At 64.1% G+C, this 25,709-nt stretch carries 20 protein-coding genes; 6 read left to right on the top strand and 14 right to left on the bottom strand.

Annotation, left to right across the window (positions count from 1 at the left end):
• The first annotated feature begins 158 nt into the window (after positions 1 to 158).
• On the top strand, positions 159 to 3,488 hold the full coding sequence (gene carB / locus B6V72_RS05055; RefSeq protein WP_075774121.1) for a carbamoyl-phosphate synthase large subunit: 3,330 nt from the start codon (positions 159 to 161) through the stop codon (positions 3,486 to 3,488).
• Between the two features lie 142 nt (positions 3,489 to 3,630).
• Positions 3,631 to 4,359 (top strand): hypothetical protein, encoded by a 729-nt coding sequence (locus B6V72_RS05050; RefSeq protein ID WP_088734910.1) that lies wholly within the window; start codon positions 3,631 to 3,633, stop codon positions 4,357 to 4,359.
• 80 nt (positions 4,360 to 4,439) lie between these two features.
• Here the strand turns inward: B6V72_RS05050 and B6V72_RS05045 are convergent, their stop codons facing one another.
• From B6V72_RS05045 to B6V72_RS05030, 4 genes are all read right to left on the bottom strand, one after another.
• Entirely contained in the window at positions 4,440 to 5,180 is a 741-nt protein-coding gene (locus tag B6V72_RS05045) for a GH25 family lysozyme (RefSeq protein ID WP_088719769.1), read from the bottom strand.
• A gap of 199 nt (positions 5,181 to 5,379) precedes the next feature.
• Complete coding sequence (locus B6V72_RS05040; RefSeq protein ID WP_088734909.1) at positions 5,380 to 5,892, bottom strand: calcium-binding protein; 513 nt, start codon at positions 5,890 to 5,892, stop codon at positions 5,380 to 5,382.
• A gap of 93 nt (positions 5,893 to 5,985) precedes the next feature.
• Positions 5,986 to 6,330: a carboxymuconolactone decarboxylase family protein gene (locus B6V72_RS05035; RefSeq protein WP_075774118.1), complete on the bottom strand. Its 345-nt coding sequence runs from the start codon at positions 6,328 to 6,330 to the stop codon at positions 5,986 to 5,988.
• A 277-nt stretch (positions 6,331 to 6,607) separates the two neighbouring features.
• Positions 6,608 to 9,109 carry an FAD-dependent oxidoreductase gene (locus tag B6V72_RS05030; protein ID WP_088719639.1) on the bottom strand — a complete coding sequence of 834 codons (2,502 nt, stop codon included), beginning with the start codon at positions 9,107 to 9,109 and terminating at the stop codon, positions 6,608 to 6,610.
• A gap of 368 nt (positions 9,110 to 9,477) precedes the next feature.
• Between B6V72_RS05030 and B6V72_RS18945 the strand changes: the two genes are divergently transcribed.
• Positions 9,478 to 10,785, top strand: a complete 1,308-nt coding sequence (locus B6V72_RS18945) for a PRC-barrel domain-containing protein (RefSeq protein ID WP_075774116.1) — start codon at positions 9,478 to 9,480, stop codon at positions 10,783 to 10,785.
• Between the two features lie 318 nt (positions 10,786 to 11,103).
• Here the strand turns inward: B6V72_RS18945 and B6V72_RS05020 are convergent, their stop codons facing one another.
• Together B6V72_RS05020 and B6V72_RS05015 are read right to left on the bottom strand one after the other, a co-directional pair.
• On the bottom strand, positions 11,104 to 11,724 hold the full coding sequence (locus B6V72_RS05020) for a class I SAM-dependent methyltransferase (RefSeq protein WP_088734907.1): 621 nt from the start codon (positions 11,722 to 11,724) through the stop codon (positions 11,104 to 11,106).
• A 558-nt stretch (positions 11,725 to 12,282) separates the two neighbouring features.
• A complete protein-coding gene (locus tag B6V72_RS05015; RefSeq protein ID WP_088727308.1) occupies positions 12,283 to 13,269 on the bottom strand; it encodes a D-glycerate dehydrogenase in 987 nt (328 codons plus the stop codon).
• A 184-nt stretch (positions 13,270 to 13,453) separates the two neighbouring features.
• Between B6V72_RS05015 and B6V72_RS05010 the strand changes: the two genes are divergently transcribed.
• Complete coding sequence (locus B6V72_RS05010; protein WP_088735096.1) at positions 13,454 to 14,095, top strand: SH3 domain-containing protein; 642 nt, start codon at positions 13,454 to 13,456, stop codon at positions 14,093 to 14,095.
• 48 nt (positions 14,096 to 14,143) lie between these two features.
• Positions 14,144 to 15,028: a cation diffusion facilitator family transporter gene (locus tag B6V72_RS05005; RefSeq protein WP_088734905.1), complete on the top strand. Its 885-nt coding sequence runs from the start codon at positions 14,144 to 14,146 to the stop codon at positions 15,026 to 15,028.
• 128 nt (positions 15,029 to 15,156) lie between these two features.
• Here the strand turns inward: B6V72_RS05005 and B6V72_RS05000 are convergent, their stop codons facing one another.
• From B6V72_RS05000 to B6V72_RS04975, 6 genes are all read right to left on the bottom strand, one after another.
• Complete coding sequence (locus B6V72_RS05000; RefSeq protein ID WP_088734904.1) at positions 15,157 to 17,178, bottom strand: M3 family metallopeptidase; 2,022 nt, start codon at positions 17,176 to 17,178, stop codon at positions 15,157 to 15,159.
• 37 nt (positions 17,179 to 17,215) lie between these two features.
• Complete coding sequence (locus B6V72_RS04995) at positions 17,216 to 18,280, bottom strand: HesA/MoeB/ThiF family protein (RefSeq protein WP_088734902.1); 1,065 nt, start codon at positions 18,278 to 18,280, stop codon at positions 17,216 to 17,218.
• Between the two features lie 3 nt (positions 18,281 to 18,283).
• Positions 18,284 to 18,754: a dUTP diphosphatase gene (dut, locus tag B6V72_RS04990; RefSeq protein WP_088734900.1), complete on the bottom strand. Its 471-nt coding sequence runs from the start codon at positions 18,752 to 18,754 to the stop codon at positions 18,284 to 18,286.
• A gap of 127 nt (positions 18,755 to 18,881) precedes the next feature.
• Positions 18,882 to 20,090, bottom strand: coding sequence for a bifunctional phosphopantothenoylcysteine decarboxylase/phosphopantothenate--cysteine ligase CoaBC (coaBC, locus tag B6V72_RS04985; RefSeq protein ID WP_088734898.1), 1,209 nt, complete (start codon positions 20,088 to 20,090; stop codon positions 18,882 to 18,884).
• A gap of 59 nt (positions 20,091 to 20,149) precedes the next feature.
• The gene (locus B6V72_RS04980; protein ID WP_088734897.1) at positions 20,150 to 20,962 is read right to left on the bottom strand and encodes a ChaN family lipoprotein; all 813 of its coding nucleotides are present in this window, start codon (positions 20,960 to 20,962) and stop codon (positions 20,150 to 20,152) included.
• Positions 20,959 to 21,837, bottom strand: coding sequence for an RNA polymerase factor sigma-32 (locus B6V72_RS04975; RefSeq protein WP_075774107.1), 879 nt, complete (start codon positions 21,835 to 21,837; stop codon positions 20,959 to 20,961). Before B6V72_RS04975 ends, B6V72_RS04980 begins: the two co-directional genes overlap by 4 nt.
• Before the next feature lie 467 nt (positions 21,838 to 22,304).
• Between B6V72_RS04975 and B6V72_RS04970 the strand changes: the two genes are divergently transcribed.
• On the top strand, positions 22,305 to 23,816 hold the full coding sequence (locus tag B6V72_RS04970; protein ID WP_088734895.1) for a YifB family Mg chelatase-like AAA ATPase: 1,512 nt from the start codon (positions 22,305 to 22,307) through the stop codon (positions 23,814 to 23,816).
• Here the strand turns inward: B6V72_RS04970 and B6V72_RS04965 are convergent.
• Together B6V72_RS04965 and gshB are read right to left on the bottom strand one after the other, a co-directional pair.
• Entirely contained in the window at positions 23,797 to 24,705 is a 909-nt protein-coding gene (locus B6V72_RS04965) for an alpha/beta fold hydrolase (RefSeq protein ID WP_088734894.1), read from the bottom strand. The two genes, B6V72_RS04970 and B6V72_RS04965, sit on opposite strands and share 20 nt — an antisense overlap.
• 1 nt (position 24,706) lies before the next feature.
• The gene (gshB, locus tag B6V72_RS04960; protein WP_088734892.1) at positions 24,707 to 25,648 is read right to left on the bottom strand and encodes a glutathione synthase; all 942 of its coding nucleotides are present in this window, start codon (positions 25,646 to 25,648) and stop codon (positions 24,707 to 24,709) included.
• Between the last annotated feature and the right edge of the window lie 61 nt (positions 25,649 to 25,709).

Genomic DNA, 25,709 nt, shown 5'->3' with positions numbered 1-25,709 from the left:
AAATCGGGTCGCGCCCTCCCCGCGCGCGGCCTTGGCGGGGTTGGGTCCGCGCCTCCACGTCATCCCGCAACCCGGCTATCGCGTCCTGACCCTCTTGCGACGCCTGACCCTTTGCGTATAAAGCGCCTCAATTTGCGCAGCGACCAGAGGGGATTCCCATGCCGAAGAGAACAGACATCACGTCAATCCTCATTATCGGCGCCGGGCCCATTGTGATCGGGCAAGCCTGCGAGTTCGACTATTCGGGTGCCCAGGCCTGCAAAGCCCTCCGTGAAGAAGGCTACCGCGTCATCCTCGTCAACTCCAACCCCGCGACGATCATGACCGATCCGGGTCTGGCCGACGCCACCTATATCGAACCGATCACGCCGGAAGTCGTGGCCAAGATCATCGAGGCTGAGCGCCCCGACGCGGTGCTGCCGACGATGGGCGGGCAGACCGGCCTCAACACGGCGCTTGCTCTCGCCGATATGGGCGTGCTGGAGAAATTCGGCGTCGAGCTGATCGGTGCGAACCGTGACGCGATCGAGATGGCCGAAGACCGGAAGCTTTTCCGCGAGGCGATGGACCGGATCGGCCTCGAGAACCCGAAAGCGACCATCGTATCCTCGCCCAAGCGTGAGAACGGCACCTATGACGTCAACGAGGGTGTGCGTCAGGCGCTGGTCGAGCTGGAGCATATCGGCCTGCCCGCGATCATCCGCCCCGCCTTCACGCTGGGCGGCACCGGCGGCGGCGTGGCCTATAACCGCGAAGACTACGAGCGCATTTGCCGCTCGGGCCTCGACGCCTCTCCCGTCTCCCAGATCCTCGTCGACGAGTCGCTGCTGGGCTGGAAAGAATTCGAGATGGAGGTCGTGCGCGACCGCGCCGACAACGCCATCATCGTCTGCGCCATCGAGAACGTCGACCCGATGGGCGTCCATACCGGTGACTCGATCACCGTGGCGCCCGCGCTGACGCTGACCGACAAGGAATACCAGATCATGCGCAACGGCTCGATCGCCGTGCTGCGCGAGATCGGCGTCGAGACCGGCGGATCGAACGTGCAATGGGCAATCAACCCCGAAGATGGCCGCATGGTCGTGATCGAGATGAACCCGCGCGTATCGCGCTCCTCGGCGCTAGCCTCCAAGGCCACCGGCTTCCCGATCGCCAAGATCGCGGCGAAACTCGCCGTGGGCTACACGCTGGACGAGCTCGACAACGACATCACCAAGGTCACGCCCGCCAGCTTCGAGCCGACCATCGACTATGTCGTCACCAAGATCCCGCGCTTCGCCTTCGAGAAATTCGCAGGCTCCAAGCCGGAACTGACGACGGCGATGAAATCGGTGGGTGAGGCGATGGCGATCGGCCGGACCTTCCACGAATCCGTGCAGAAGGCGCTCGCCTCGATGGAGACGGGCCTCAGCGGCTTCGACGAGATCGAGATCGACGGCGCGCCGGAGAAGGCCGCCGTCATCAAGGCGATCTCGCAGCAGACGCCCGACCGGATGCGCCTGATCGCGCAGGCGATGCGCCACGGGCTGAGCAATGAGGAAATCCAGCACGCGACCGCGTTCGATCCGTGGTTCCTCGCCCGCATCCGCGAAATCGTCGAGGCCGAGAACGAGATTCGCAAGAAGGGCCTGCCGCTCGACGAAAAGGGTCTTCGCAATCTCAAGATGATGGGCTTCACGGACGCGCGTCTCGCCAAGCTGACTGGCCGCGACGAAGCGCAGGTCCGCCGCGCCCGCCGCAACCTTGGCGTCACCGCGGTCTTCAAGCGCATCGACACCTGCGCCGCCGAATTCGAGGCGCAGACGCCCTACATGTACTCGACCTACGAGGCCCCCGCGATGGGCGAGGTCGAATGCGAGGCGCGTCCCTCCGACCGCAAGAAAGTGGTCATCCTCGGTGGCGGTCCGAACCGGATCGGCCAGGGGATCGAGTTCGACTATTGCTGCTGCCACGCCTGTTTCGCGCTGACCGACGCGGGTTACGAGACCATCATGGTCAACTGTAACCCCGAGACCGTATCGACCGACTACGACACCTCGGATCGCCTGTATTTCGAGCCGCTCACGCTGGAGCACGTCCTCGAAATCCTGCGGGTGGAGCGTGACAACGGCACGCTGCACGGCGTGATCGTGCAATTCGGCGGCCAGACGCCCCTGAAACTCGCAAACGCGCTGGAGGCCGAAGGCATCCCGATCCTCGGCACCACGCCCGACGCGATCGACCTTGCCGAAGACCGCGAGCGGTTCCAGGACCTGCTCAACCGGCTGGGCCTGAAGCAACCGGTCAACGGCATTGCCAGCTCCGACGAGCAGGCCTTCGAGATTGCGGGCCGCGTCGGCTATCCGCTGGTGATCCGTCCCTCCTATGTGCTGGGCGGCCGCGCGATGGAAATCGTGCGCGACCTCGACCACCTCAAGCGCTACATCAAAGAGGCGGTAGTGGTCTCGGGTGACAACCCGGTGCTGCTCGACAGCTATCTGGCGGGCGCCATCGAGGTGGACGTGGATGCGCTCTGCGACGGCGAAAGCGTCCATGTTGCGGGCATCATGCAGCATATCGAGGAAGCCGGCGTCCACTCGGGCGACTCCGCCTGCTCGCTGCCGCCCTACTCGCTGAGCCCCGAGATCGTGGCCGAGCTGAAGGTGCAGACCGAGAAGATGGCCAAGGGCCTCAACGTGGTCGGCCTGATGAACGTGCAATTCGCGATCAAGGACGGCGAGATTTATGTGCTCGAAGTGAACCCGCGCGCCTCGCGCACCGTGCCCTTCGTCGCGAAAGCCACCGACTCGGCAATCGCCTCGATCGCGGCGCGCCTGATGGCGGGCGAGAAGCTGTCGGCCTTCCCGGCGCGCCCGCCCTACCCCGAAGGCGTCGGCCCCGACACGCCGCTGCCCTTCGCCGATCCGCTGACGCTGGCCGATCCGCAAACGCCGTGGTTCTCGGTCAAGGAAGCTGTGCTGCCCTTTGCCCGCTTCCCGGGTGTCGACACGCTTCTCGGCCCGGAAATGCGCTCCACCGGCGAGGTGATGGGCTGGGATCGCGACTTCCCGTCGGCCTTCTGGAAAGCCCAGCTCGGCGCGGGCACCGTGCTGCCTGAAAGCGGTCGCGTGTTCTTCTCGATCAAGGATTCCAACAAGACCGACGATCTGGCCGAGGCCGCCGCCACGCTGATCTCGATGGGCTTCACCATCGTCGCGACCGGCGGCACCGCCGCTTGGCTCGCCGAGCATGGCGTGGAAAGCGAGAAGGTGCTGAAGGTCTATGAGGGCCGCCCGAACATCGTCGACCGGCTGAAGAACGACGAGATCGACCTCGTCTTCAATACCACCGATGGCAGTCAGGCGATCTCGGACAGCCGCGACATCCGCGCGGTCGCGCTCTATGACAAGATCCCCTACTTCACCACCGCCGCCGCTTCGATCGCCGCCGTCGCAGCGATCAAGAGCCGCAAAGAGGGCGAAGTCCACGTCCGCTCGCTACAGTAAGCGACCGCGCCAGTTCAGAAAGACATGTGTCCTCCGAAGCACAAGCTTCGGAGGACATTCATTTTTCACATTCCGGATATTGTTCACATTCGCGTCCTGACTATGAGTGTCGAAACATCGCTCTGATCAGCCAGGACACATCATGAAAGTCTCTCTTCTCGCGGCAGCATTGCTCGCGCTCGCGCCGACCGTCTCGAACTCGGCGGATCTGAAAGGCGGCTCGATCGAGCTGGGCTATTCCGATCTTGTGAACAACGATTTCTATGACACGTTCGCCAAGCGTTCGGTCACAGGCTCCGCGGAGATCGGCTTCGGCCCGACTTTCTCGGTGCAGGGTGATCTCGCCTATGCGAATTACGGGAACGGCGCCGATTTCGACATGGATACCAACAATGTCGCGCTGCACACGATCTATCACCCGAACGAAGCGACCGCTCTCGGGGTCTTCTTCGGGCGCGACACCTTGGACGGCGAGAATACGAATTACCACGGTATTGAAGTGGGCCACGGCATCGGGGCCTTCTGGGGCGAAGCCTACTTCACGCGCGTCAAGGATCTGGGCGCGAAAGGCGATCTCTACGGCGTCTCCGGGCGCTACACGCTCAATGACCGGATCGAGTTCAACGCGAGCCTCGACAACTTCAACGTCTCGTACCTCAACACCAACCGCGTGTCATTCGGGATGGATTACCGTGTGAACGACGCCTTCACGCTGAACGGCACTGTCGGCCACCTCGAAATGGGCTATGGCGGGGCTTCGGACTTCATCTCCATCGGCGCGAAATTCACCTTCGGTCCGAACAAAGGCGCGACATTCGAGCAGCGCGACCTTTTGCGCTATCTGCCTGGACAAGGCAACTCTGCTGCCTGACCGGTCGGACGGCTTATACTCATGACAAGGGCGGCTCCAAGTCGCCCTTTTTCATCCCCGCTGCCCGCGAGGAGCCCCCGTCACGCCCGCTGCGCCCGCCGGGCGAGCCAGCTTTGCCACGCGCCCGGAGACCCCGCGAAAGCGTTCATGTCCACCGTTCCGGGCACGCCGGGCACGACGCCCGTGCCGCTATATTGCCAGAAGCTCCAATCCGCGCCGGGGTAGCGCTCCATCGGGTGCGCGGTGACCGAGCGCAGCCACATCTCGTAGCCCGAGAAACGCGACAGGTCGTTGTCGCGCCAGAAGTCGATCGTCGTGTAGATGACCGGTTTCGTGCCGTAATGACGCGTCAAAGCAGCGAGGAAGCGGTGCATCTCGGCGCGGGTGACGTGGGCCGCGGGGCGGCGCTGGCAGGTGCGCGAGGTATGGTTCCACTCGATATCCAGCACAGGCGGCAGATCCCCCCGCCGGCGCGGCACGTTGCGGATATACCAATCCGCCTGCTCTTCGGGGGAACGGCAGAAATAATAGAAGTGATACGCCCCCACCGGCACGCCCGCTGCCCGCGCGCGGGTCGCGTTGATGTGGAAACCGGGATCGGAGTGATCGCCGCCCTCGGTCGCCTTGAGCCACGCGAAGGACACGCCAGCCGCGCGCGCCCGTCGCCAGTCGATCTCGCCCTGATAGCGCGCGGCGTCGATCCCGTGGACCGGCAACCGCGCTGGCGCCAGACCTTCCCAGTCATGCGGATCGGTATCGCCGAAGCGCGCGGGGATGCCGCTCGCCCGGTAGTTCGAGGCGGACAACACGGCCGGACGCATCAGCTTGGCCTGTTTGCCGCCCGGCCCGCCGCCGCAGCCCGCCAATGCCAAGGCCGCGCCCGAGACGAAGAACCTGCGTGAAATCCCCATGCTCACTCCCCCGTGATTTTTTCCCAGCCTCTCATGCAAACGCCCGCCTGTCATCGCTGACAGGCGGGCGTCTTTTGACATCGGCAAGGCTTCGCCTAAAGGGTCCGGGTCAGGTCCGTGGGCCAAAATCGGCGCTGGTCAGCACGCCGTCCCCGTTGCGATCGCGCATCGCGAACCACCGATCGGTACCGCCCACGAACTCCACGCGCGAGATTACCCCGTCACCATTCGCATCGAAGGCGCGCAGCCCTTCGGCGGCTGGGACATCGTGCCCCGAGCGCATCGCGCGGCCCTGACCCTGACGCTTGCCGGGCCCCTGCCCCATACCTTCTGGCATCTGATGCCCCGGACCCTTGCCGGCCGCGCGCTCCATTGCCTTATGCTCGTCGATCATGGCGATCTCCGCTGCGGAATAGGCGTCATCCTCGTTCTCGTCGAACATCGTGAAGATGTCGCCGCGCCGCTCGCGGGCTTCGGACAGCGTGACGCCACCATCGCCATCGAGATCCCATTGCAGGAGGAATTCTTGCCCCGGCACCGGGGCAGTCTGCGCGAAGCCCGGAGCGGCGCCGAGCAGGAGGGCCGCGGCGAGGGGCGCGGCAAGAGAGGCGAACCGTTTCATCTGTCTGTCCTTTACAATGTGATGTCGAAAATGAAACGAAACGGCCCGCACCTTTCCGGCGCGGGCCTGACAACATGTCGCAGAGGAGAAGCCTCAGCCTTTCGCGGCGGCCAGCTCGTCCCAGCACGCCAGCGCGTGACCGGCATACATCACACCCGGGCCACCGCCCATCTGGATCGCCATGGCAAGCACGTCGCCCAGCTCCTCGCGCGTGCCGCCCGCTTTCATCAACGCCTCTACATGGAACATGATGCAGGGCTCGCAACGCAGCACGACCGCCATGCCGAGGGCGATGAATTCCTTGGTCTTCACGTCGAGCGGCCCGTTCTCCTTCACCGCTTTCGACAGCACACCAAAGCCGCCGACTGCGTCGGGGATCGTCTTGTTCATCACGCGTAGCTCGTTGCGCATCTCGTCGATTTTCGCCTTGTAGCTCATCGCAGGTCTCCTTCGCATTTCGTCCCTCGCGGCGTGACACGGGGCGCGGGCGAAATCCTTGACCTGCGTCAATACATTGGCGTGAGCGGGTAACGGCTGATAGCGAGGGGGCTCCGCCCCCGGCGCGGGACACGCGCCTCCCCCGGGATATTTCTCAAGCCCGAAGAGGCGCAAAGCGTCGTCCTCTTCGCCTTGGCGCAAATATCCCCGGGGGTAAATTCGCGCAGCGAAAAGGGGGGCAGCGCCCCCCTTCTGCGATCTCCATCGAGAGACAGGCTCAGCCGTCGACGCGGATGCGTGCGTTAGTCGGATCGTGCGGGCTGTCCTCGGTCACTTCCGCCGGATAATCGGCACCGAGGATGCGCACGCTCAGCTTGGTGCCCGGCTCGGCCAGATCGGGGCGCACATAGCCCATGCCGATCTGCTTGCCGAAGGCCACCGACCAGCCGCCCGAGGTCAGACGCCCGACCTTCTCGCCGTCCCGCTTGATGACTTCCTTGCCCCATGGATCGGCATCGTCCGGCCCGTCGATCAGAAGCGTCACGCATTTCGAGCGGATGCCGGTGTCGAGCATCGCCTGCTTACCGGTAAACTCCTTCTCGAGGTCGATGAAGCGGTCGAGACCGGCTTCCTGCGGGGTCGCGTCGCGGCCCAGCTCGTTGCCGAAGGCGCGATAGCTCTTCTCCTGACGAAGCCAGTTCTGGGCGCGCGCGCCGACGAGCTTCATCCCGTGCTTCTCGCCCGCTTCGACCAGCAGATCCCAGAGGTAGCGGCCGAATTCGACCGGGTGATGCAGTTCCCACCCCAACTCGCCGGTATAGGCCACGCGCACGGCACGGACCGGACACATGCCCAGCTCGATATTGCGCATCGAAAGCCACGGGAAGCGCTTGTTCGAAAGAACCGTCTCCGGATAGGCGTCCTTGACGACCTCCTGCAGGATCTTGCGGGCATTGGGGCCTGCGAGCGCGAAGACGCCCCATTGCGTGGTCACGTCGTGGCAATCGACATAGTCGCCGCCCGCCGCGCGGAAATCCTCGATCGATTTGCGCAGGAAGTCGCCGTCGTAATCGGTCCAGGCGCCCGCCGAGATCAGGTAGTATTCATCCTCGGCCAGCCGCACGATCGTGTATTCGGTGCGGGTCGTGCCCGCTTCGGTCAGGGCGTAGGTCAGGTTGATCCGACCCACTTTCGGCAACTTGTTGCAGGTGAACGCATCGAGGAAGGCGGTCGCGCCGGGGCCGCGCACCATGTGTTTAGTGAAGGCGGAGGCATCGATAAGGCCGGCGGTGTCGCGCAGCGCCTCGGCCTCGGCCTTGGCATATTGCCACCATTCGCCGCGCCGGAACGATCGGCTGTCATGGTCGAAGCTCGAAGGCGCATCCTTGGGCCCGTAGTAGTTCGGACGCTCCCAGCCATTGGTTTGGCCCATCTGCGCGCCCGCCGCGATCTGGCGATCATAGGCGGGGGCGGTGCGCAGCGGGCGGCAGGCTTCGCGCTCTTCATCGGGGTGGTGCAGGATGAAGACGTGCTCATAGGCCTCTTCGTTCTTTCGCGCCGCGTATTCGGTGGTCATCCAGCTGCCGTAGCGCTTGGGGTCGAGCGAGGCCATGTCGATCTCGGCCTCGCCTTCGACCATCATTTGCGCGAGGTAATAGCCGGTGCCGCCCGCGGCGGTGATACCGAAGGAGAAGCCTTCCGCCAGCCACATGTTGCGCAGGCCCGGCGCCGGGCCGACCAGCGGGTTGCCATCGGGGGTGTAGCAGATCGGGCCGTTGAAATCGTCCTTCAGGCCGACTTCCTCGGAACTCGGCAAGCGATGGATCATCGACATGTATTCTTCTTCGATACGCTCCAGATCGAGCTGGAACAGATCGGCGCGGAAACTCTCCGGTACGTCGTAGAGGAAGCGCGCGGGCGCGTTGCGCTCATAGGGGCCCAAGATCCAGCCGCCGCGCTCTTCGCGGACATACCATTTCGCATCCGCATCTCGCAGCACCGGGTGCTCGGGGTTGCCCTCGGCGCGCCATTTGACGAGCGCCGGATCGGCATCGGTCACGATGAACTGGTGCTCCACGGGAATGGCGGGGATCTTGATGCCCAGCAGGCGCGCGGTGCGCTGCGCGTGGTTGCCGGTGCAGGTCACGACATGCTCGGCACGGATCTCGATCTCTTCGCCGGAGCCGACAAGGTTGCCGCCCTTCTCGACCATCTTCTCGAGCGTCACGACCCATTCCGAACCGGTCCAGCGATAAGCGTTGACCTGCAGCTTGCGCGCGATCTCGGCACCGTGCTGGCGCGCGCCCTTGGCCATCGCCTGCGTCACGTCGGCGGGATTGATATAGCCGTCCTGCGGGTGGAATAGCGCACCCACGAGGTCTTCGGTGTTCAGAAGCGGCCAGCGCTCCTTCATCTGCGCAGGCGTGAGGAACTCGTGATAGACGTCCGCGGTCTCGGCCACGGAAGAATAGAGCTTGTACTCGTCCATCCGTTCCTGCGTCTGCGCCATGCGCAGGTTGCCCACGATCGCAAAACCCGCATTCAGCCCGGTCTCGGCTTCGAGCGTCTTGTAGAAATCGACCGAGTATTTGTGGATGTGGGTCGTCGCGTAGCTCATGTTGAACAGCGGCAACAGACCCGCGGCGTGCCAGGTCGAGCCCGAGGTCAGTTCGTCGCGCTCGATCAGCAGCGTGTCCCAGCCCGCCTTGGCGAGATGATAGGCGACACCGCACCCGACCGCGCCGCCACCGACGACCAGAGCTTTCACATGGGTTTTCATCGCGGGGCCTCCTTGCCGATACGGACGTAGGGGCAGATTGACCCTCATATTCGCGAACGCAATCCGATCCGGGCGACATTCGCGCGACAAAAACGACAAAACCGCACACGCCACGCTTTGGGCGCGCGGCGCCAGCCCGCCATAGCCCGTTCATGAAAGCCCAAGCCTCGTTGGACGGCCCAGAACCGAGCGATGACATGGTCGTGATGCGAGTCGCGAATTCGTGTTTAGTTCCCGCAAAAAGTAAAAATTTTTCCCTTGCATGCACAGGAACTGTGCGCGGGTTCACCAGTTTTCAGTGCATCAGAGGCGGCGGTGACGGAAAGCAAAGCCGACCCGCCTCGCCTAATTCGAAAGGGAGACGAGATATGAAGAAGCTCATCACCACTACCGCAATCGGCCTGATGCTTGCCCTGCCCGCACATGCCGAAGACAAAGCGAATGCCAACGCCAAGGCGGAAGCCAACGCGAACGCTTCGGCCAGCATGTCGGGCGACATGTTCATGAAGTCGATTCCGGATTCCTTCAACGCCTCGGGCCTCATGGGCAAGCGCGTGTACATCTCGAAGGACAAGGTCGACGCCAAGACCGCGGTCAACGAGGCGCAGGACAACTGGGATGACGTCGGCGAAGTCAGCGACGTCGTGCTCGGCACCGATGGTAAGGTCGATGCCGTACTCGTCGACGTTGGCGGATTCCTCGGCATCGGCGAGAAGACCGTCGCGATCTCGATGGATTCGCTGAACCTGGTTCCCGATGGCGACACCGAAAATTCCTATTTCGTCGTCGCTCAGGGCAGCAAGGACCAGCTGGACCAAGCCCCGAAATACGACGCCGAAATGCAGACCGCGTTCAGCTCGGACACGAAGGGCGAGATGAACGGCAACGACAACGGCGAAGACATGCAGAACGCCGATGCGTCGCAGTCGCAGGATTCGGACATGGACGGCGACAAGATGGAAAACGCCGACGCGTCGCAGAAGATGGATAAGGCTGGCGACAACGCGGAAGCCGCTGCCACCGCGACCGCCGCTGCCGCTGGCGCCGCTGCGAACGAAGCTGCCGACAAGACCGCCAAAGCTGCCGATAACGCAGGCGAAGCGATGGACAACGCTGCCGAGAACACGGCCGACGCTGCTCAGAACGCCGCGCAGGACACCGAGCAGGCGATGAACAACGCCGCCGACAAGACCCAAGAGATGGCGAAAGACGCCGCTCAGAACACCAAGGAAGCCGCGAACGCGACCGGCCAAGCCGTCGAGAACGCTGCTGACAACGCTGGCGAAGCGACCAAGGAAGCCGCGAACGAAACCGGGAGCGCGATCGACGACGCCGTCGACAGCACCGCTGCCGCCGTGGGCACCATGGGGCAAGCCGACAAGGAGAGCGGCCAGAAGGTCGACGTGGCTTCGGTCGATCCCGACACGCTGCGTGGTGAAGGCGTCTATGGCCCGAACGACGACAAGGTCGGCGACGTGTCCGAACTGGTTCAGGGCAAGGACGGTAAAGTCTCGGGCGTCGTGATCGACGTGGGGGGCTTCCTCGGCATCGGCGCCAAGCCGGTCGAGATCAAGGCCAGCGAGCTGACCGTTCTGAAGAACGACACTTCGATCACCGTGCATACGGGTCTGACCGAAGAGCAACTGAAGAAGCTTCCGAAATACGAAGCGAAGTAATCTTCGGATGATGTGACGGAGAGCGGGGGCAGCCCCTGCTCCCAGCGAAGGCCCCGGGACTGTCCCGGGGCCTTTCGTCATTTCGGGCACATTTCGACCTCGGGGTCGCCTGCCGCAAAAGAAAAGGCCCCGGATCGCACTGACGCATTCCGCGTGGTGGGAGTTTTGATGAGGTATCTCATCGGCGACAAGAGGAACCGAGCGTAGAGCTCGTTGGCCATAGCAAGTACGCGGCGATTTCATCGTCGCCTACTTGCTATGGCGATGTCTCGAAAGCGTGTTGGGCAGGTCGGCTCACGACCAGTTTCATCTGCGGCTTCAGCCGAAGCGGCGGAAAAGACTGAACTGGAAGGACTGGCTTTTGCCCGAGGGAGTCTGATGCAGGTGATGGCGATGCGCCACGAGTTCGAAGCTTTCTCCAAGCAACTGGGCGAGGTCGTTTGGACTATATCGGGCGACCGGGAGGCCACTACATTTCTCCGGCCCGTCTGGCGCAAAGGTGGCAATGATCGCATGGCCGCCGATGTTCACCGCGCGCGCGAGGTTTTCCAGATAGGCCGCCCGCTCCGCCGCATCGACGAGGAAGTGGAACACTGCCCTGTCGTGCCACAGGTCGTAATGGCGATCAGGGGCCCAAGTGGTGATGTCTACTGAGATCCATTTCACTGTTTCACCGGCTTGTCCCAGCCGGTCTCGGGCTACATCCAGGGCGACCTGCGATAGATCGAGGACTGTGATATCGCGAAGTCCCATCGCGACGAGAGCGCCCGCAAGGCGGGAGGTTCCTCCGCCAATGTCGATGATTGATGAATTCGCAGTTGCGCCAGCCATCTCGATCAGTTCGAGCGAGACCCGTGGATCATCCTGATGCCAACTCAACTGGGCCTCGGACTTCTCGCCATAGACGGTGTCCCAGTGTGCCTTTCTGTCGACCGTCATGTCTCCACGCCCTCCCAACTCATTGCGGCGAAAGCACCCTTCGAAAGACTGCTCCGCCGTCCATCTTCGACCGGAGTAGAAACCAACGCAGGTAACGCCCCAGACACTTCGACGCCGGACCTTTGAAGGGCCCCATGAAGTCGTTGTACCGGGAGTGTAATGCGTTCACATTCTGGGTGTGAAATGCTTTCTGCGTGACCCGTTTGCCTGGCTTGTTCTTCTTGGTGAGGAGAACGGCGCGCGGCTTGAAGTCGATACGGATGCTCGTCCGCGGATTTTGCCGCATGCGAAGGTCAAGCTTGTGGCCGAGGGATATTGGCTGCATTCATGAAATCGGAAGCAGAAAGGTCTGAAATCACTGATTTTTCTTTATTCACGCAGGCGCCGCCGAGAAAAAAGTCTCGGATTTACCACATCTTTTTCGGAACCTGACGCGGCATTTTCCTTAGAAATAATAAAGACCTGCCGTGAGTATCACGACAGGCCCGATCTTTTGGGCCTCCCACCACGCGGAATGCGTCAGGATCGCACCGGGGCCTTTTCTCTGCCACCTGGGGATCAGATCATCGACGGCACGACGAGATCCGGCGGCCGGTGACCGTCGGCGAAGGTCTTGATATTGACCAGTACCTTCTCGCCCATCTCAACACGTCCTTCGACCGTGGCCGAGCCCATATGGGGCAGCAGCACCACGTTCGGCAGCTCGCGCAGACGCGGATTGACGTCCGCGCCATGCTCGAACACGTCGAGCCCGGCCCCGGCCAGCTCGCCCGCCCGCAACGCCCGTGTCAGCGCGTTTTCGTCGATCACCTCGCCCCGCGACGTATTCACGATCACCGCCTCGCGCTTGAGCATCTTCAGCCGCCGCGCATTGAGCAGGTGGAAGGTCGAGGGCGTGTGCGGGCAGTTCACCGAAATCACGTCCATCCGGCTCACCATCTGGTCGAGACTGTCCCAGTAGGTCGCCTCCAGCTCGGCCTCGATATCGGGGTGAACCTTGGTGCGGTTGTGATAGTGGATCTGCATCCCGAAGGCCTTGGCGCGCCGCGCCACCGCCTGACCGATCCGGCCCATGCCGAGAATGCCCAGCCGCTTTCCGCCAATCCGATGGCCCATGAAGGCGGTGGGGGCCCAGCCCTTCCAGTCGCCCGCCTGCATATGCGCGAGCCCCTCGGGAATGCGTCGTGTCACCGCCAGCATCAGCGCGATCGTCATATCCGCCGTATCATCGGTGACGACACCGGGCGTGTTCGACACCAGCACCCCGCGCTGACGCGCCGAGGACACGTCGATATGATCGACCCCGGCGCCGTAATTTGCGATCAGTTTCAGGCGCTCGCCAGCCTGCGAGATCATCGACGCATCGATCCGATCGGTCACGCAAGGCACGAGAACATCGGCGCGCTTCATCGCCTCGACAAGGTCCTCCCGGCTCATCTTGCGATCGTCGTGATTGAGCTCGACCTCGAACAATTCCTTCATCCGGGTCTCGACGACCTCGGGCAGGCGTCGCGTCACGACAACACTCAGGCGCGGTGCAGGCATCTCGGTCCTCTCCTCTCTTCCATCGCGGGGCGGTTGGATGCAAACTGCCCCTCAACGCGGGCAGGCACAAGGCCCGGCACGAGCAGTAATGGCCGAAATCGACACGCGAGCGCAATTTTATTGCGCACCGGATGTCGCAGACCCGCGGATCAGCCGACGGGCGGGCCGGGATATGAGGCGGATGATGACGGGCAGCAAAATCCTCGCGGCGGTATCCTCAATTGCGATTCTGGTGGGTGCGGTCTGGAGCGTGTCGGGCAATGCCTCCGGCGCGCAATCGAAACCCGACGCGGCACCCTCTCAGACGGCTGCAACCAGCCAGCCCAACAAGCCCCAAGCGAAGCCCGCGGCCGAACCCGATGGCAATGGCCCCGACGTGCAACTGTCGAAACCGCAACATCGCGGCCCCGTCACCCACCTGCCGATCCCGCGCTACGTCTCGCTCAAGGGCTCGAAGGGAAATGTGCGCCGCGGCCCGTCGCTGTCGCACCGGATCGACTGGGTCTTCACCCACCCGGGCATGCCGCTGAAAGTCACCGCAGAATTCGGCCACTGGCGGCGCGTCGAGGATAACGAAGGCCAAGGCGGCTGGATTCACTACACGCTGATCTCGGGCGTCCGGAACGTGATCGTCATGCAGGACATGGTCTCGCTCCATGCCCGTCCCGATCCGAAATCCGCGGTCACTGCCAAGGCGCAGGCCGGAGCGATCGCGCAGCTGGGGGCCTGCACCCACGATTGGTGCGAAATCTCGGGTTCGGGCGCGGATGGCTGGTTACCCAAGACGGAAATCTGGGGCGTCGACCCCGACGAGACCCGTGACTGAGACGCTCTCCTGCGCTAGAGCAACGGCGCAAAGGTAGAGGCGGCGGCGATGGCCTATAGCGAAAACGAACACCGGATGAACACCTCGGCGGGTCTGGCCTCGGTCGGCACCGCCGCGCTGCTCGTCGCGATAAAGGCCTGGGCGCTGTGGCAGACCGGGGCGCTCTCCGTGGGCGCCTCGCTGGCCGATAGCTCGGTGGACCTGCTGATCTCGGGCGCGGGGCTGCTGGCGATCCTCTATGCCGCGAAACCCGCCGATGACGATCACGCTTTCGGACACAGCTCGGCCGAAGACCTCGCGGCCCTCGGTCAGGCGCTGATCGTGCTGGGCGCAGGCGCCACGATCGGCATCACCGGGATACGGCGGCTGATGGCGCCTTCGCCCCCGCCGCTCGCCGCAGAGGGGCTTGGGATCGCGGTGATGGTCGCCTCTGCGGTGATCACCTTCGGCCTGATCTGGTGGCAGGGCCGCGTAGCAAAGGCGACCGGCAACAAGGTCGTCGCCGCCGACCGGCTGCACTATGTGGGCGACCTGCTGCCGACACTGGGCGCGATCCTCGCGCTCTGGCTCTCGCATGCCTTTGGCTGGGGCGACGTGGACAGCATCGTCGCCCTGATCGCCGCCGCGATCATGCTAGCCGGCGCGGCGAAGATCTTCATTGGCGCATGGCACGCCCTGATGGACCGCGCAGCCCCTGACGACGTGATCGAAGGCATCGCCAAGATCGCCCGCGACTGGCCCGATGTGCGCGGCTTTCACGATCTTAAAACCCGCACCGCCGGCGCGCAGATCTTCGTAAACCTGCATATCGAACTCGACGGGGATCAGACGCTGGAGGAAGCGCACGACATCGGCGCCGCGCTCAAACGCGCCATTGTCGCGGCCTATCCGCAGGCCGACGTCATCATCCACAAGGATGTCTATCGGGGCTGAGCGCGGAGGGGGCGCTGCCCCCACGGCTTGCGCCGCCCCCCGGGATATTTTGGCCAAGAGGAAGGCAGATCGTCCTGCTTCCAACTGCCTCAAATATCCCCGCCGGAGGCTCCGACATCACCACCCGCTCAGGCGGCCGGATCAAGCAGCCCGCGACCCTTCAGCAGAGGCTCGACCCCCGGCATCTTGCCCCGGAACTCGGTATAAAGTTCCTCCGGCGGCCGCGAATTGCCCGCAGACAGAACGAAGCGTTCGAGCTTCGCCGCCGTTTCCGGGTCGAACACGTCGCCCGCTTCCTCGAAGGCCTCGAACGCATCGGCATCCATCACCTCGGACCACATGTAGCTGTAATAGCCCGCCGAATAGCCGTCGCCCGAGAAGACATGCGAGAAATGCGGCGTCGCGTGGCGCATCCGGATCGCGTGGGGCATGCCGATCTCGCGAAGCACCTCGGCTTGTTTCGCCATCGGATCTTCCGGGGCCGCACCCTCGTGGAAAGCCAGATCGACCAGCGCCGAACCGAGATATTCCACCGTCGAGAAGCCCTGATCGAAAGTGGCAGCACCCTTCAACTTCTCGCGCAGCTCCGTCGGCATCGGCTCGCCCGTCTTGTAGTGGCGCGCGTGTTTTTCGAGCGTCTCGGGCACGTCGAGCCAATGCTCGTACAGCTGGCTCGGCAGCTCCACGAAATCGCGTGCGACCGAGGTGCCTGATAGGAACTGATAGGTCACGTTGGACAGCATCTGGTGCAGCGCATGGCCGAATTCGTGGAACAGCGTGCGTGCGTCGTCATGCGACAGAAGCGCCGGATCGCCCTTGGCGAAGTTGCACACGTTCACCACGATCGGCACCGGCGCGCCGCCCAGCTTGCGCTGCGAGCGCATCGCCGAGCACCACGCGCCAGACCGCTTCGAACCGCGCGCGAAATAGTCGCCGAGGAACACGGCCAGAACCTTGCCCCCGCGCGACACTTCCCAGCCACGCACGTCCGCATGATAGAACGGCCCGTCGATCTCCTTGAACTTCAGCCCGAAGAGCCGGTTCGCCGTATCGAAGGCCGCACCGATCATCGCGTCGAGCGAGAGATAGGGCTTGATCTGCCCCTCGTCGAAATCATGCTCTGCCACGCGGCGCTTCTCGGCATAGTAGCGCCAGTCCCACGGCTCCAGATCGCCATTGATCCCGTCGGCGTGCATCATCTCGGCCAGCTTCGCGGCATCGGCCTCGGCGGCAGCCTTCGCAGGTGCCCAGACCCGCATCAAAAGACCGCGCACCGCTTCGGGCGTCTTGGCCATCTCGGGCTCCAGCTTGTAGGCGGCGAAGCTCTCGTACCCCAGAAGCTTCGCACGCTCTTCGCGCAGCTTCAGCACCTCGGCGGCAATCTCGCGATTGTCGGTCTCGCCCCCGTTTGCCCCGCGCGCCGTCCAGGCCTCATAGGCGATGCGCCGCAGCTCGCGATTGGGAGAGAATTGCAGGAAGGGCACGATCAGCGAGCGCGAGAGCGTCAGCACCGGCCCGTCCTGCCCGCGCTCCTTGCCCGCCGCGCGGGCGGTATCCACGACAAAATCGGGGAGCCCATCCAGCTCATCCTCGGCCAGCGGGCGGAACCACCCGCTTTCATCGGCCAGCAGGTTCTGGCTGAACTGCGTGGTGATCGAGGCGAAGCGCTGCTTGATCTCGCGCATCCGCTCGGCCTCGGCCCCTTCCAGCGCCGCGCCGGAACGGGTGAACATCTGATAATATTGCTCCAGAAGCCGGTCCTGCTCCGGGCCAAGTCCGAGGCTCTCGCGGTCCTGCCAAAGCTGGTCGATCCGCGCAAATAGCGCCTTGTTCATCGTGATCTCGGAGGAAAACGCCGCGAGCTTCGGCGCCAGATCGCGCATCAACTCCTGCCGCGCGGGCGTCGCATCGGCGCCGGCGAGGTTGTAGAACACGCCCGCGACCTTTTCGAGCGCCTCTTCAGCCAGTTCCATCGCCTCGATCGTATTGGCGAATGTCGGGGCGTCGGGCGAGTCCGCGATTGCCGCGATATTGGCGCGCGCCTCGGCCAGCGCAGCATCGAAAGCAGGCGCGAAATCGGCATCTGAAATCTCGGTGAAGGGCGGCAGTTCGTAGGGGCCGGTCCAGTCGGCGAGAAGCGGGTTGGTCATGGCGTGTCTCCTTTGCATCGCAAGCTAGGACGCACGCTCAGGATTGACCATCCCCCGCGCCACGCCCTTCGCCGCAAACCGCGCAATCGGCGCGCCGCTTCACGCCGAACTGACGGCTCTCGCCCCAGAGGGCGTCGTAGATCATCAGCCGTCCGCGCGCGGATTGCCCCGCGCCGGTGATCTCCTTGATCGCCTCGGTCGCCATCATCGAGCCCACAACGCCCGGCAACGCGCCGACCACCCCCGCTTCGGCGCAGGTGGGCGCAAGACCCGCCGCCGGTGCCTCGGGGAAAACACAGGCGTAACAGGGCGCACCCTTCGCTGGATCATAGAGCGAGAGCTGCCCTTCCCATTGCGTGATCGCGCCGGAAATCAACGGCGTGCCCGTCGCCACGCAGGCCGCGTTCACGAGATAGCGGGTGTCAAAGTTGTCGGTCCCGTCGAGGACGAGGTCATATTCTGCAACCAGCCCTTCGGCATCCTCGGCGCTCAGGCGGCGGTTATAGGGCAGCACCTCGATATGAGGGTTGAGCGCCAGCATCGCTTTCTGTGCGGAGAAGACCTTGGGCATCCCGAGATCGGCGTCGCGGTGGATCACCTGCCGCTGCAGGTTGGAATTCGAGACGACATCGTCATCCACGACACCTATCCGCCCCGCCCCGGCAGCGGCGAGATAGAGCAGCGCGGGCGAGCCCAGCCCCCCGGCGCCGACCACCAGCACACTTGCCTGCTTGAGCCGCTTCTGTCCCGGCCCGCCGATCTCGCGGAGCATGATGTGGCGCGCGTAGCGGTCCAGTTCCGCCTCGGAAAAGCTGCCCGGTTTGGCGGCTGGCGACTGCGGCTCCTTCGCCTCGGCTCTCGTCCGGATCGCCCCGAGCATCCGGCGATAGATCAGCACCAGCGCGACCACGACACCGAGGCCAATCCACCCCGCAAGCGAACCGCCCAGAACACGCCCGATGGGAGAAAATCCCGGGATCGGCAGATGCGCGACCACCAGCGCCGCCCAGACCAGCACCAGCATCCCGAAGATCGCACGGGCAGACGCTTTCATCACCAGCCCGAGCCCGAGGATCGCCGCCATGAGAGTGAGTCCGAGCATGCCTCAGCCCTTGCCGGTCGAGCCGAAACCGCCTGCGCCGCGTGCGGAGTCACCCAAAGTGTCGGCGACCTCGAAGCGCGCCTGCACCACCGGCGCGACGATCGCCTGCGCGATGCGCGCCCCATGCTCGATCAGATAGGGCTCTTGGGCGAGGTTGATCAGCAGCACCCCCAGCGGCCCGCGATAATCGGCGTCGATCGTCCCGGGCGTGTTGGCCAGGCTGATCCCGTGTTTGTACGCAAGCCCCGAACGCGGACGGATCTGCATCTCGAACCCTTCGGGAATCTCGACTCGCAGCCCTGTCGGAATGATCGCGCGCTGCATCGGGCCGAGCATGACGCCGCGGCCGCGATCCTCGGGCGGAAGATTGGCGCGCAGGTCGGCCCCGGCGGCGCCGTGGGTCTCGTAGCGCGGCAGGGCGATCTCGTGATCGGCCCAGTCTTCGTGCAGAACCTTGATGATCGGTGTGCTCACGTGTCCCTCTCCTGCCCGATGTCGTGCGGGCGTCAATTGCAGATGCCTCCGGCGGGGATATTTGGACCAAGCCGAAAGAGGGGCGCTTCGCTTCGGCTTGGCATAAATATCCCCCGCGGAGCGTCCCCTAACCCGTCGCCGCGCCCAAGGCTGCCGCGATGCGCGCAGCCAACCGCCGCGCAACCTCGTCCTTGCCCGTCCGGTCCCAGCTTTCCGCGCCGGTCTCGTCGATGATCGTCACCGCATTCTCGGTGCCGCCCATAATCCCGGTCGCGGGACTCACGTCATTGGCGACGATCCAGTCACAGCCCTTGCGGGCGCGTTTGTCCGCCGCAAAGCGCGCGACATCGTGGGTCTCGGCGGCGAAGCCAACCACGAGACCCGGGCGGCCCTCGCCCATCTTCGAAACTGTGGCGAGAATGTCCGGGTTCTCGGCAAATTCCAGCGCGGGCGGCGCGCCGGTGCCGTCCTTCTTCATCTTCCGCTCGGCCGCGTTCGCGACGCGCCAATCCGCCACGGCGGCAGCAAAGATGGCGGCCTCGGCAGGCAGCGCGGTCTGCACCGCGTCGAGCATTTCGCGAGCGGTCTCGACCTTGATCACCTTCACGCCCGCAGGGGGCGCAACCGTCGCGGGACCGGTGACGAAGGTGACAGTCGCGCCGAGGTCGCGCAGGGCTGCGGCAATCGCCGTGCCCTGCGCGCCCGAGGAGCGGTTCGCTATATAGCGCACCGGGTCGATCGGCTCATGGGTGGGCCCCGAGGTCACGAGGATATGGCGGCCTTTCAGCGGACCGTCGGACAGAGCCGCACCGATCGCCACGAGGATCGCCTCGGGCTCGATCATCCGGCCCTCGCCGAATTCGCCGCAGGCCATGTCGCCCTCGGTCGGACCTGCGAAGATCACCCCGTCGGATTTGAGCGTCGCGAAATTGCGCTGCGTTGCGGGATGCTCCCACATCCGCACGTTCATCGCGGGCGCGATCAGCACACGCTTGTCCGTCGCGAGCAGCAGGGTCGAGGCGAGGTCATTGGCCAGACCGTGCGCCATCTTCGCCATCAGGTCGGCGGTGGCCGCCACGACGACGACCAGATCGGCGGCGCGCGACAGTTGGATATGACCGATCTCGGCCTCATGCGTCAGATCGAAAAGGTCGGAATGCACGGCCTCGCCCGCAAGCGAGGACAGGGTCAGCGGCGTCACGAACTCGGCGCCGGCCTTGGTCAGGACCGGGCTCACCGAGGCTCCGGCACCCCGCAGCAGTCGGATCAGCTCGGGCGCCTTGAAGGCGGCGATGCCGCCGCCGACGATCAACAGGATGCGTTTGCCGGCAAGCATTTGCCTCTCCGTGAAACTCTCTCAGATGGTCTAAGCGCCGGGGCGCATTGGTGCAAGGATCACTTGAACGCGGCGCAGGGATCGGCGCGCTCGGTCGGGGGCGTCACGATCCAGTCGTCATAGGGCTGTGGGCCGGGATCGGCACCCGGCTCGGCCTCGATCTGGCCGATCGCCACGACCTTCGCCTCCGGGTCCGCCTTGCGCAGAAGCGCGGGGACCGCGAGATCGGTTCTGGCATGGCCCGAGCCGGTGACCACCGCGACCGGGCCGCCGGTTTCCTTCAGCGCCTTCAGAGCGACCCGGGCAAAGGCGGCGTCGCGGAAGCGTTGCGCGGCGACCATGCCGGGGAGCAGATCGACCGGAAGCGCGTTACAATGATCTTCCTGCGACTGAGCTTCCAGCTTGGCCTGCAACGCGTCGGGATAGGGTCGATCGAGCCCGTAACGCGCAGCGCCCTTGCCGAACACCTCCGGTAGCGGCTTGGTCATCGCGGCGCGCACTGTCTCGCGCGGCTGCGCGGCGCCATAGACTTTCGCATCGCCCAAAGCCTCGAAAATCGGATAGTAGATCGCGAAATCGGGCCAGCCCGAGTTATTCCAATCCAGCGCCTTTTCCAGCGCCCCCTCGTCCTGCAAAAGCGCCTGCGTGATCTTCGCGGCCTGCTCGGGCGTCAACTGTTCGAACACCACAGCGGCGGGCTTCAGCGCCTTGATCGCCCGCGCCTGATTGAGGTGATGGGTGGGGTTGTCGTGAATCTCGCCCAGAACGACAATATCGCCCGACAGCGTATCGAGCTGGTCGGGCGATATTTCCGCAGCTTGAGCGGAACCTGTCAGCGACAGCAGGCAGATCGCGGCGAGAAACTTCCTCATATGAAGAAGCTTTGCACCTCGCCCTGATGTGTTTCAAGCGATTTACGCATCTTGCCGAAGGCCTGCGCTTCGAGCTGACGAATGCGCTCTTTCGAAAGACCCAATTCTTCACCGAGGCTTTCCAAAGTGCGCGGCTCGTCGATCAGGCGGCGCTCGCGGACGATGTAGGCTTCGCGGTCGGTCAGTCGCTCCATCGCCTCACCCAACCAGACTTTCATCGTTTGGCCGTCATGGGTGTCGGCCACGGTTTCCTCCGGGCTCGCGCCATCGTCTTCCAGTGTGTCGACCCATTCGCGGCCTTCGTCTTCACTGGACTGCGTCGCGTTGAGCGAGAAGTCGGAGCCGGACAGGCGGCCCTCCATCATCTCGACGTCGGCAAGCGGCACGCCGATCACCTCGGCCACGCGCTGCCGCAGCTGCATCGCGTCGAGCTGCTCGCCCTCTTGCTGAGCCTCGCGGGTCAACTGAGCCTGAACGCGGCGCATGTTGAAGAACAGCGCTTTTTGCGACGAGGTGGACCCGGTGCGCACCATCGACCAGTTCCGCATTACGAATTCCTGGATCGAGGCCTTGATCCACCACACGGCATAGGTCGAGAAGCGAACGCCGCGTTCCGGATCGAACTTGTCGGCGGCCTTCATCAGACCAAGTGACGCTTCCTGAATGAGATCGTTCATCGGGGCGCCGTAGCGGCGGAACTTCGACGCCATCGAAATCGCCAGGCGCATGTAAGCGGTTACAAGTCGATGGAGGGCCTGCTCATCCCGATGATCGCGCCACGCGCGCGCCAGTTCTGCTTCGGTGTCAGCGTCCAGGAACTCTGCCCGCATCGCTTGGCGTGGCAGGGTTTCATCGGTCATACCATCAAGTGCCATTTACAATCTCCCTGGGGTGTCCAGCCCAAACCGGCGCAACCTTGAATTGGGTGGCTGCTTTGCCCACCCAATGCGAATGACATGAATTAGTTCCTCACGGAAATGTTGAATTTTGCTTGAAACTTTGTGCGCGTGGCGCACTTGACGACGTTTTCAAGCGAAAAATGAAAGAAATTCATACCCCTACGGAAGGACCATCACTCCTTCTTGAGCACGACATATCATAAGCCTGCTCACGGACACTTGAGAAACTGTAACGCAACGCGTTGATCTTGTGCGCGAAATTGAAGCGAGCGCTGTGCGGATATGCAGAAAATGCAGGTTCTCGTGGAGATTTCGGCAGCTTTCCCCCAGGCGCCTTTCGCCCCTGAGTCGAGGTTCGGGTGCCGCCTCTCAGCCTCGGCGACCGTTAACCAATCCTAAACCATGATCGCGCTACCCATCGACGAGGAGGCGTGGGAGAACCGATGGTCAGCCAGAGCTACACGGTGGCGTTCGAGGGGGTGGAAGCCCGCCTCGTGGAGGTGCAATGCGCGCTCTCCGAAGGCATGCCCGGCTTCGCGGTCGTGGGTCTGCCCGACAAGGCGGTCTCCGAGGCGCGCGAGCGGGTGCGCGCGGCGCTCGGTGCGCTGGGGATCGCACTGCCGATGCAGAAGATCACCGTGAACCTTTCGCCCGCGGACCTGCCGAAAGAGGGCTCGCATTTCGACCTGCCCATCGCCCTGTCGCTGCTGGGCGCCATTGGCGTGGTGCCCCGCGACCGGATCGAGGCACTGGTCGCGGTGGGGGAACTATCGCTCGACGGACGACTGCTGCCGGTCGCGGGCGCCCTACCCGCCGCGATGGCGGCTGCCGCAGCGGACAAGCGGCTGATCTGCCCGAAAGGCTCCGGCGCAGAGGCCGCCTGGGTCGGCGCGACCGATGTAACGGCGCCGGAGACGCTCGGCGGCGCAATCGACCATCTCAGCGGTCGCCTACCGCTGGAGCCTGCGCGACCGGGTCTGATCGAAGCGACCGCGCATCCGCGCGACCTGCGTGACGTGAAGGGTCAGGAGCGGGCGAAACGCGCGCTGGAAATCGCCGCTGCCGGACGCCATCACCTGATGATGATCGGCACGCCCGGCTCGGGCAAATCCATGCTGGCCGCGCGGCTGGCCTCTATCCTGCCCGAGATGCGCCCCGAGGAGATGCTGGAAACCTCGATGATCCAGTCGCTTTCGGGCCTGCTGGCCGAGGGCGGCATCTCGCGCACCCGCCCCTTCCGCGAACCGCACCACACCGCGTCGATGGCGGCGATGATCGGAGGCGGGCGCGGCGCACGCCCCGGCGAGGTCAGCCTCGCCCATAACGGCGTCCTGTTCATGGACGAGTTCCCCGAATTCCCCCGCGCCGTGCTGGAGACTCTGCGCCAACCGATCGAGACCGGAGAAGTCGTCGTCTCGCGCGCCAACGCACATACGCGCTACCCCTGCCGCTTCCTGTTGATCGCCGCCGCGAACCCCTGCAAATGCGGCTATCTCGGCGATGCCGAACGCGCATGCCCCCGCGCGCCCGGCTGTGGTGACGACTATCTGGGCCGAATTTCAGGACCGCTGATGGATCGGTTCGATCTGCGCATCGAGGTGCCCCCGGTGCGCTATGCCGATCTCGACCTGCCCGCCACCGGCGACAGCTCCACAGAAGTGGCGGCGCGCGTCGCTGACGCACGCGAGCGGCAGGCCCAACGCTTCGCGGATCACCCGGAAATCCGCGTCAACGCCGAAGTCGAAGGACGGTTGCTCGAAGATATCGCAACGCCGGATACCGAGGGACGCGATCTTCTGGCGCGGATGGCGGAACGGGTCGGGCTCTCGGCGCGCGGCTACCACCGCGTCTTGCGGGTCGCACGCACGATCGCCGATCTCGATCACGCCGATAAGGTGCGCAAGCCACATATCGCGGAGGCGTTGAGCTATCGCCTCAGCGCTGTGGCAGGTTGAGCATCTTGCGCGCCGCGGCGGCCGCGTCTTCCAGCGCCTCGCGCGCCTCGGGAATCCGACCGTCGAAGAAATGCCACACATGCGGCGTGTCGGGCCAGCTCTGCACGGTGACATCCGTGCCGAAATCGCGCAGCCTTTCGGCCATGCGCAGCGAGTCGTCACACAGGATCTCGGCCATCGAATGCTGGATCAGCACCGGTGGCGGATCGGGAAATTCCGCGAAAAGCGGCGAGAAGCGCGGATCGGTCGGGTCATGGCCGCGCAGAACCATTTCGCAGGTGTCGCCAAGACGCTCGACCGGCAGCATTGCATCTTTAGAAGCGTTGAGGCGGAGGCTCTCGCCCGAACAGGTCAAATCCGTCCAGGGGGACAAAGCGATCACCCCGGCAGGCGGCGTGCCGCGCTGGCACAGGGCGCTGAGAAGCGCCAACGCCAAGCCGCCCCCCGCGCTGTCGCCTGCGAGCACGATCGCGCTAGGGTCATACCCGGTTTCAACAAGCGCGTCGAAAGCCGCCGTCGCATCCTCGAGCGCGGCGCCCACCGGCGCTTCGGGCGCGAGGCGGTAATCCGGCACGATCACCTCGAGGCCGCTCAGCTTCGCCAAGCGCCCCGTGAGGCCGCGATACATCCAAGGGGAGCCGGTGACATAACCGCCGCCGTGAAGATAGAGAATGACGCGCCCGGCCACGCATTGTCCCGCGCGCAACGACAGCGCATCACGCCCGGCCAGCCTGATTTGCAGACGACATATCTCCGTGGGCTCGCGCACGATCCAACTGGCCAATCTCTCGGTCCCGCGCCGCATTTGCGCAGGGCCGTGGAACCTGCGCACCATCGGTTTTGCGAAAGCGCGCAGCCAGAGATTGAGTAAAACCAGACGGATCGACATATCAGCTCCGTTTCGCTTCGATCGCCTCCCAGATCCGGGCGGTGATATTCACGCCGTCGAACCGTTCGAGCTCCTGAATTCCGGTGGGCGAAGTCACGTTGATTTCGGTCAGCCAATCGCCGATCACATCGATTCCGACGAAAATCTGACCCTTCTCGCGCAGATGCGGACCGATCCGCGCACAGATTTCTCGATCACGTGCGGTCAGCTCGACCTTTTCGGGCCGGCCGCCGACATGCATGTTCGACCGCGTCTCACCTTCCGCAGGTACCCGATTGATCGCGCCCACGGGCTCGCCATCGACAAGAATGATCCGCTTGTCGCCCTTCGACACCGCGGGCAGGAATTTCTGCGCGATCAACGGCTCGTTGTTGATGCCGATGAAAAGCTCATGCAGCGACGACAGGTTGCGGTCGTTCGGATCGAGCCGAAACACCCCCGCTCCCCCGTTGCCATAAAGCGGCTTGAGGATGATATCGCCATGCTCGGCCTTGAAGGCCCGGATGGCCTTGAGGTCGCGCGCAATCAATGTCGGCGGCGTCAGGTCGGGGAAGTCGAGAACGAGTAGCTTCTCGGGCGAATTGCGAACCCAGAAAGGATCGTTCACCACAAGCGTCTCGGGATGAATCCGATCCAGCAGATGCGTCGTGGTGATGTAGCCCATGTCAAAGGGTGGATCCTGCCGTAGCCAGACGACGTCCCAATCCCCCAGATCGATCTCGGCCTCTTCGCCCAACGAGAAGTGATTGCCCTTCTCGCGGCGCACCGTGAGCGGCCAACCACGTGCATAAACGCGACCCGCGCGATAAATCAGACGGCCCGGCGTGTAATAGAACAGCTCATGTCCACGAGCCTGCGCTTCTTCGGCGATCCGAAACGTGCTGTCAGCCTCGATATTGACCGCTTCGATCGGATCCATCTGGATCGCAACTTTCAAACCCATCCGCGCCCCCTGTTTCAGTGCAATCTTGATGCAATGTGGCGCGCCCGGATGCAACCTCAAC

The organism is Thioclava sp. F34-6, assembly GCF_002213235.1.
GTDB lineage: Bacteria > Pseudomonadota > Alphaproteobacteria > Rhodobacterales > Rhodobacteraceae > Thioclava > Thioclava nitratireducens.
The sequence above is the reverse complement of the archived record's forward strand: the minus strand, read 5'-3'. Positions and strand labels throughout refer to the sequence as shown.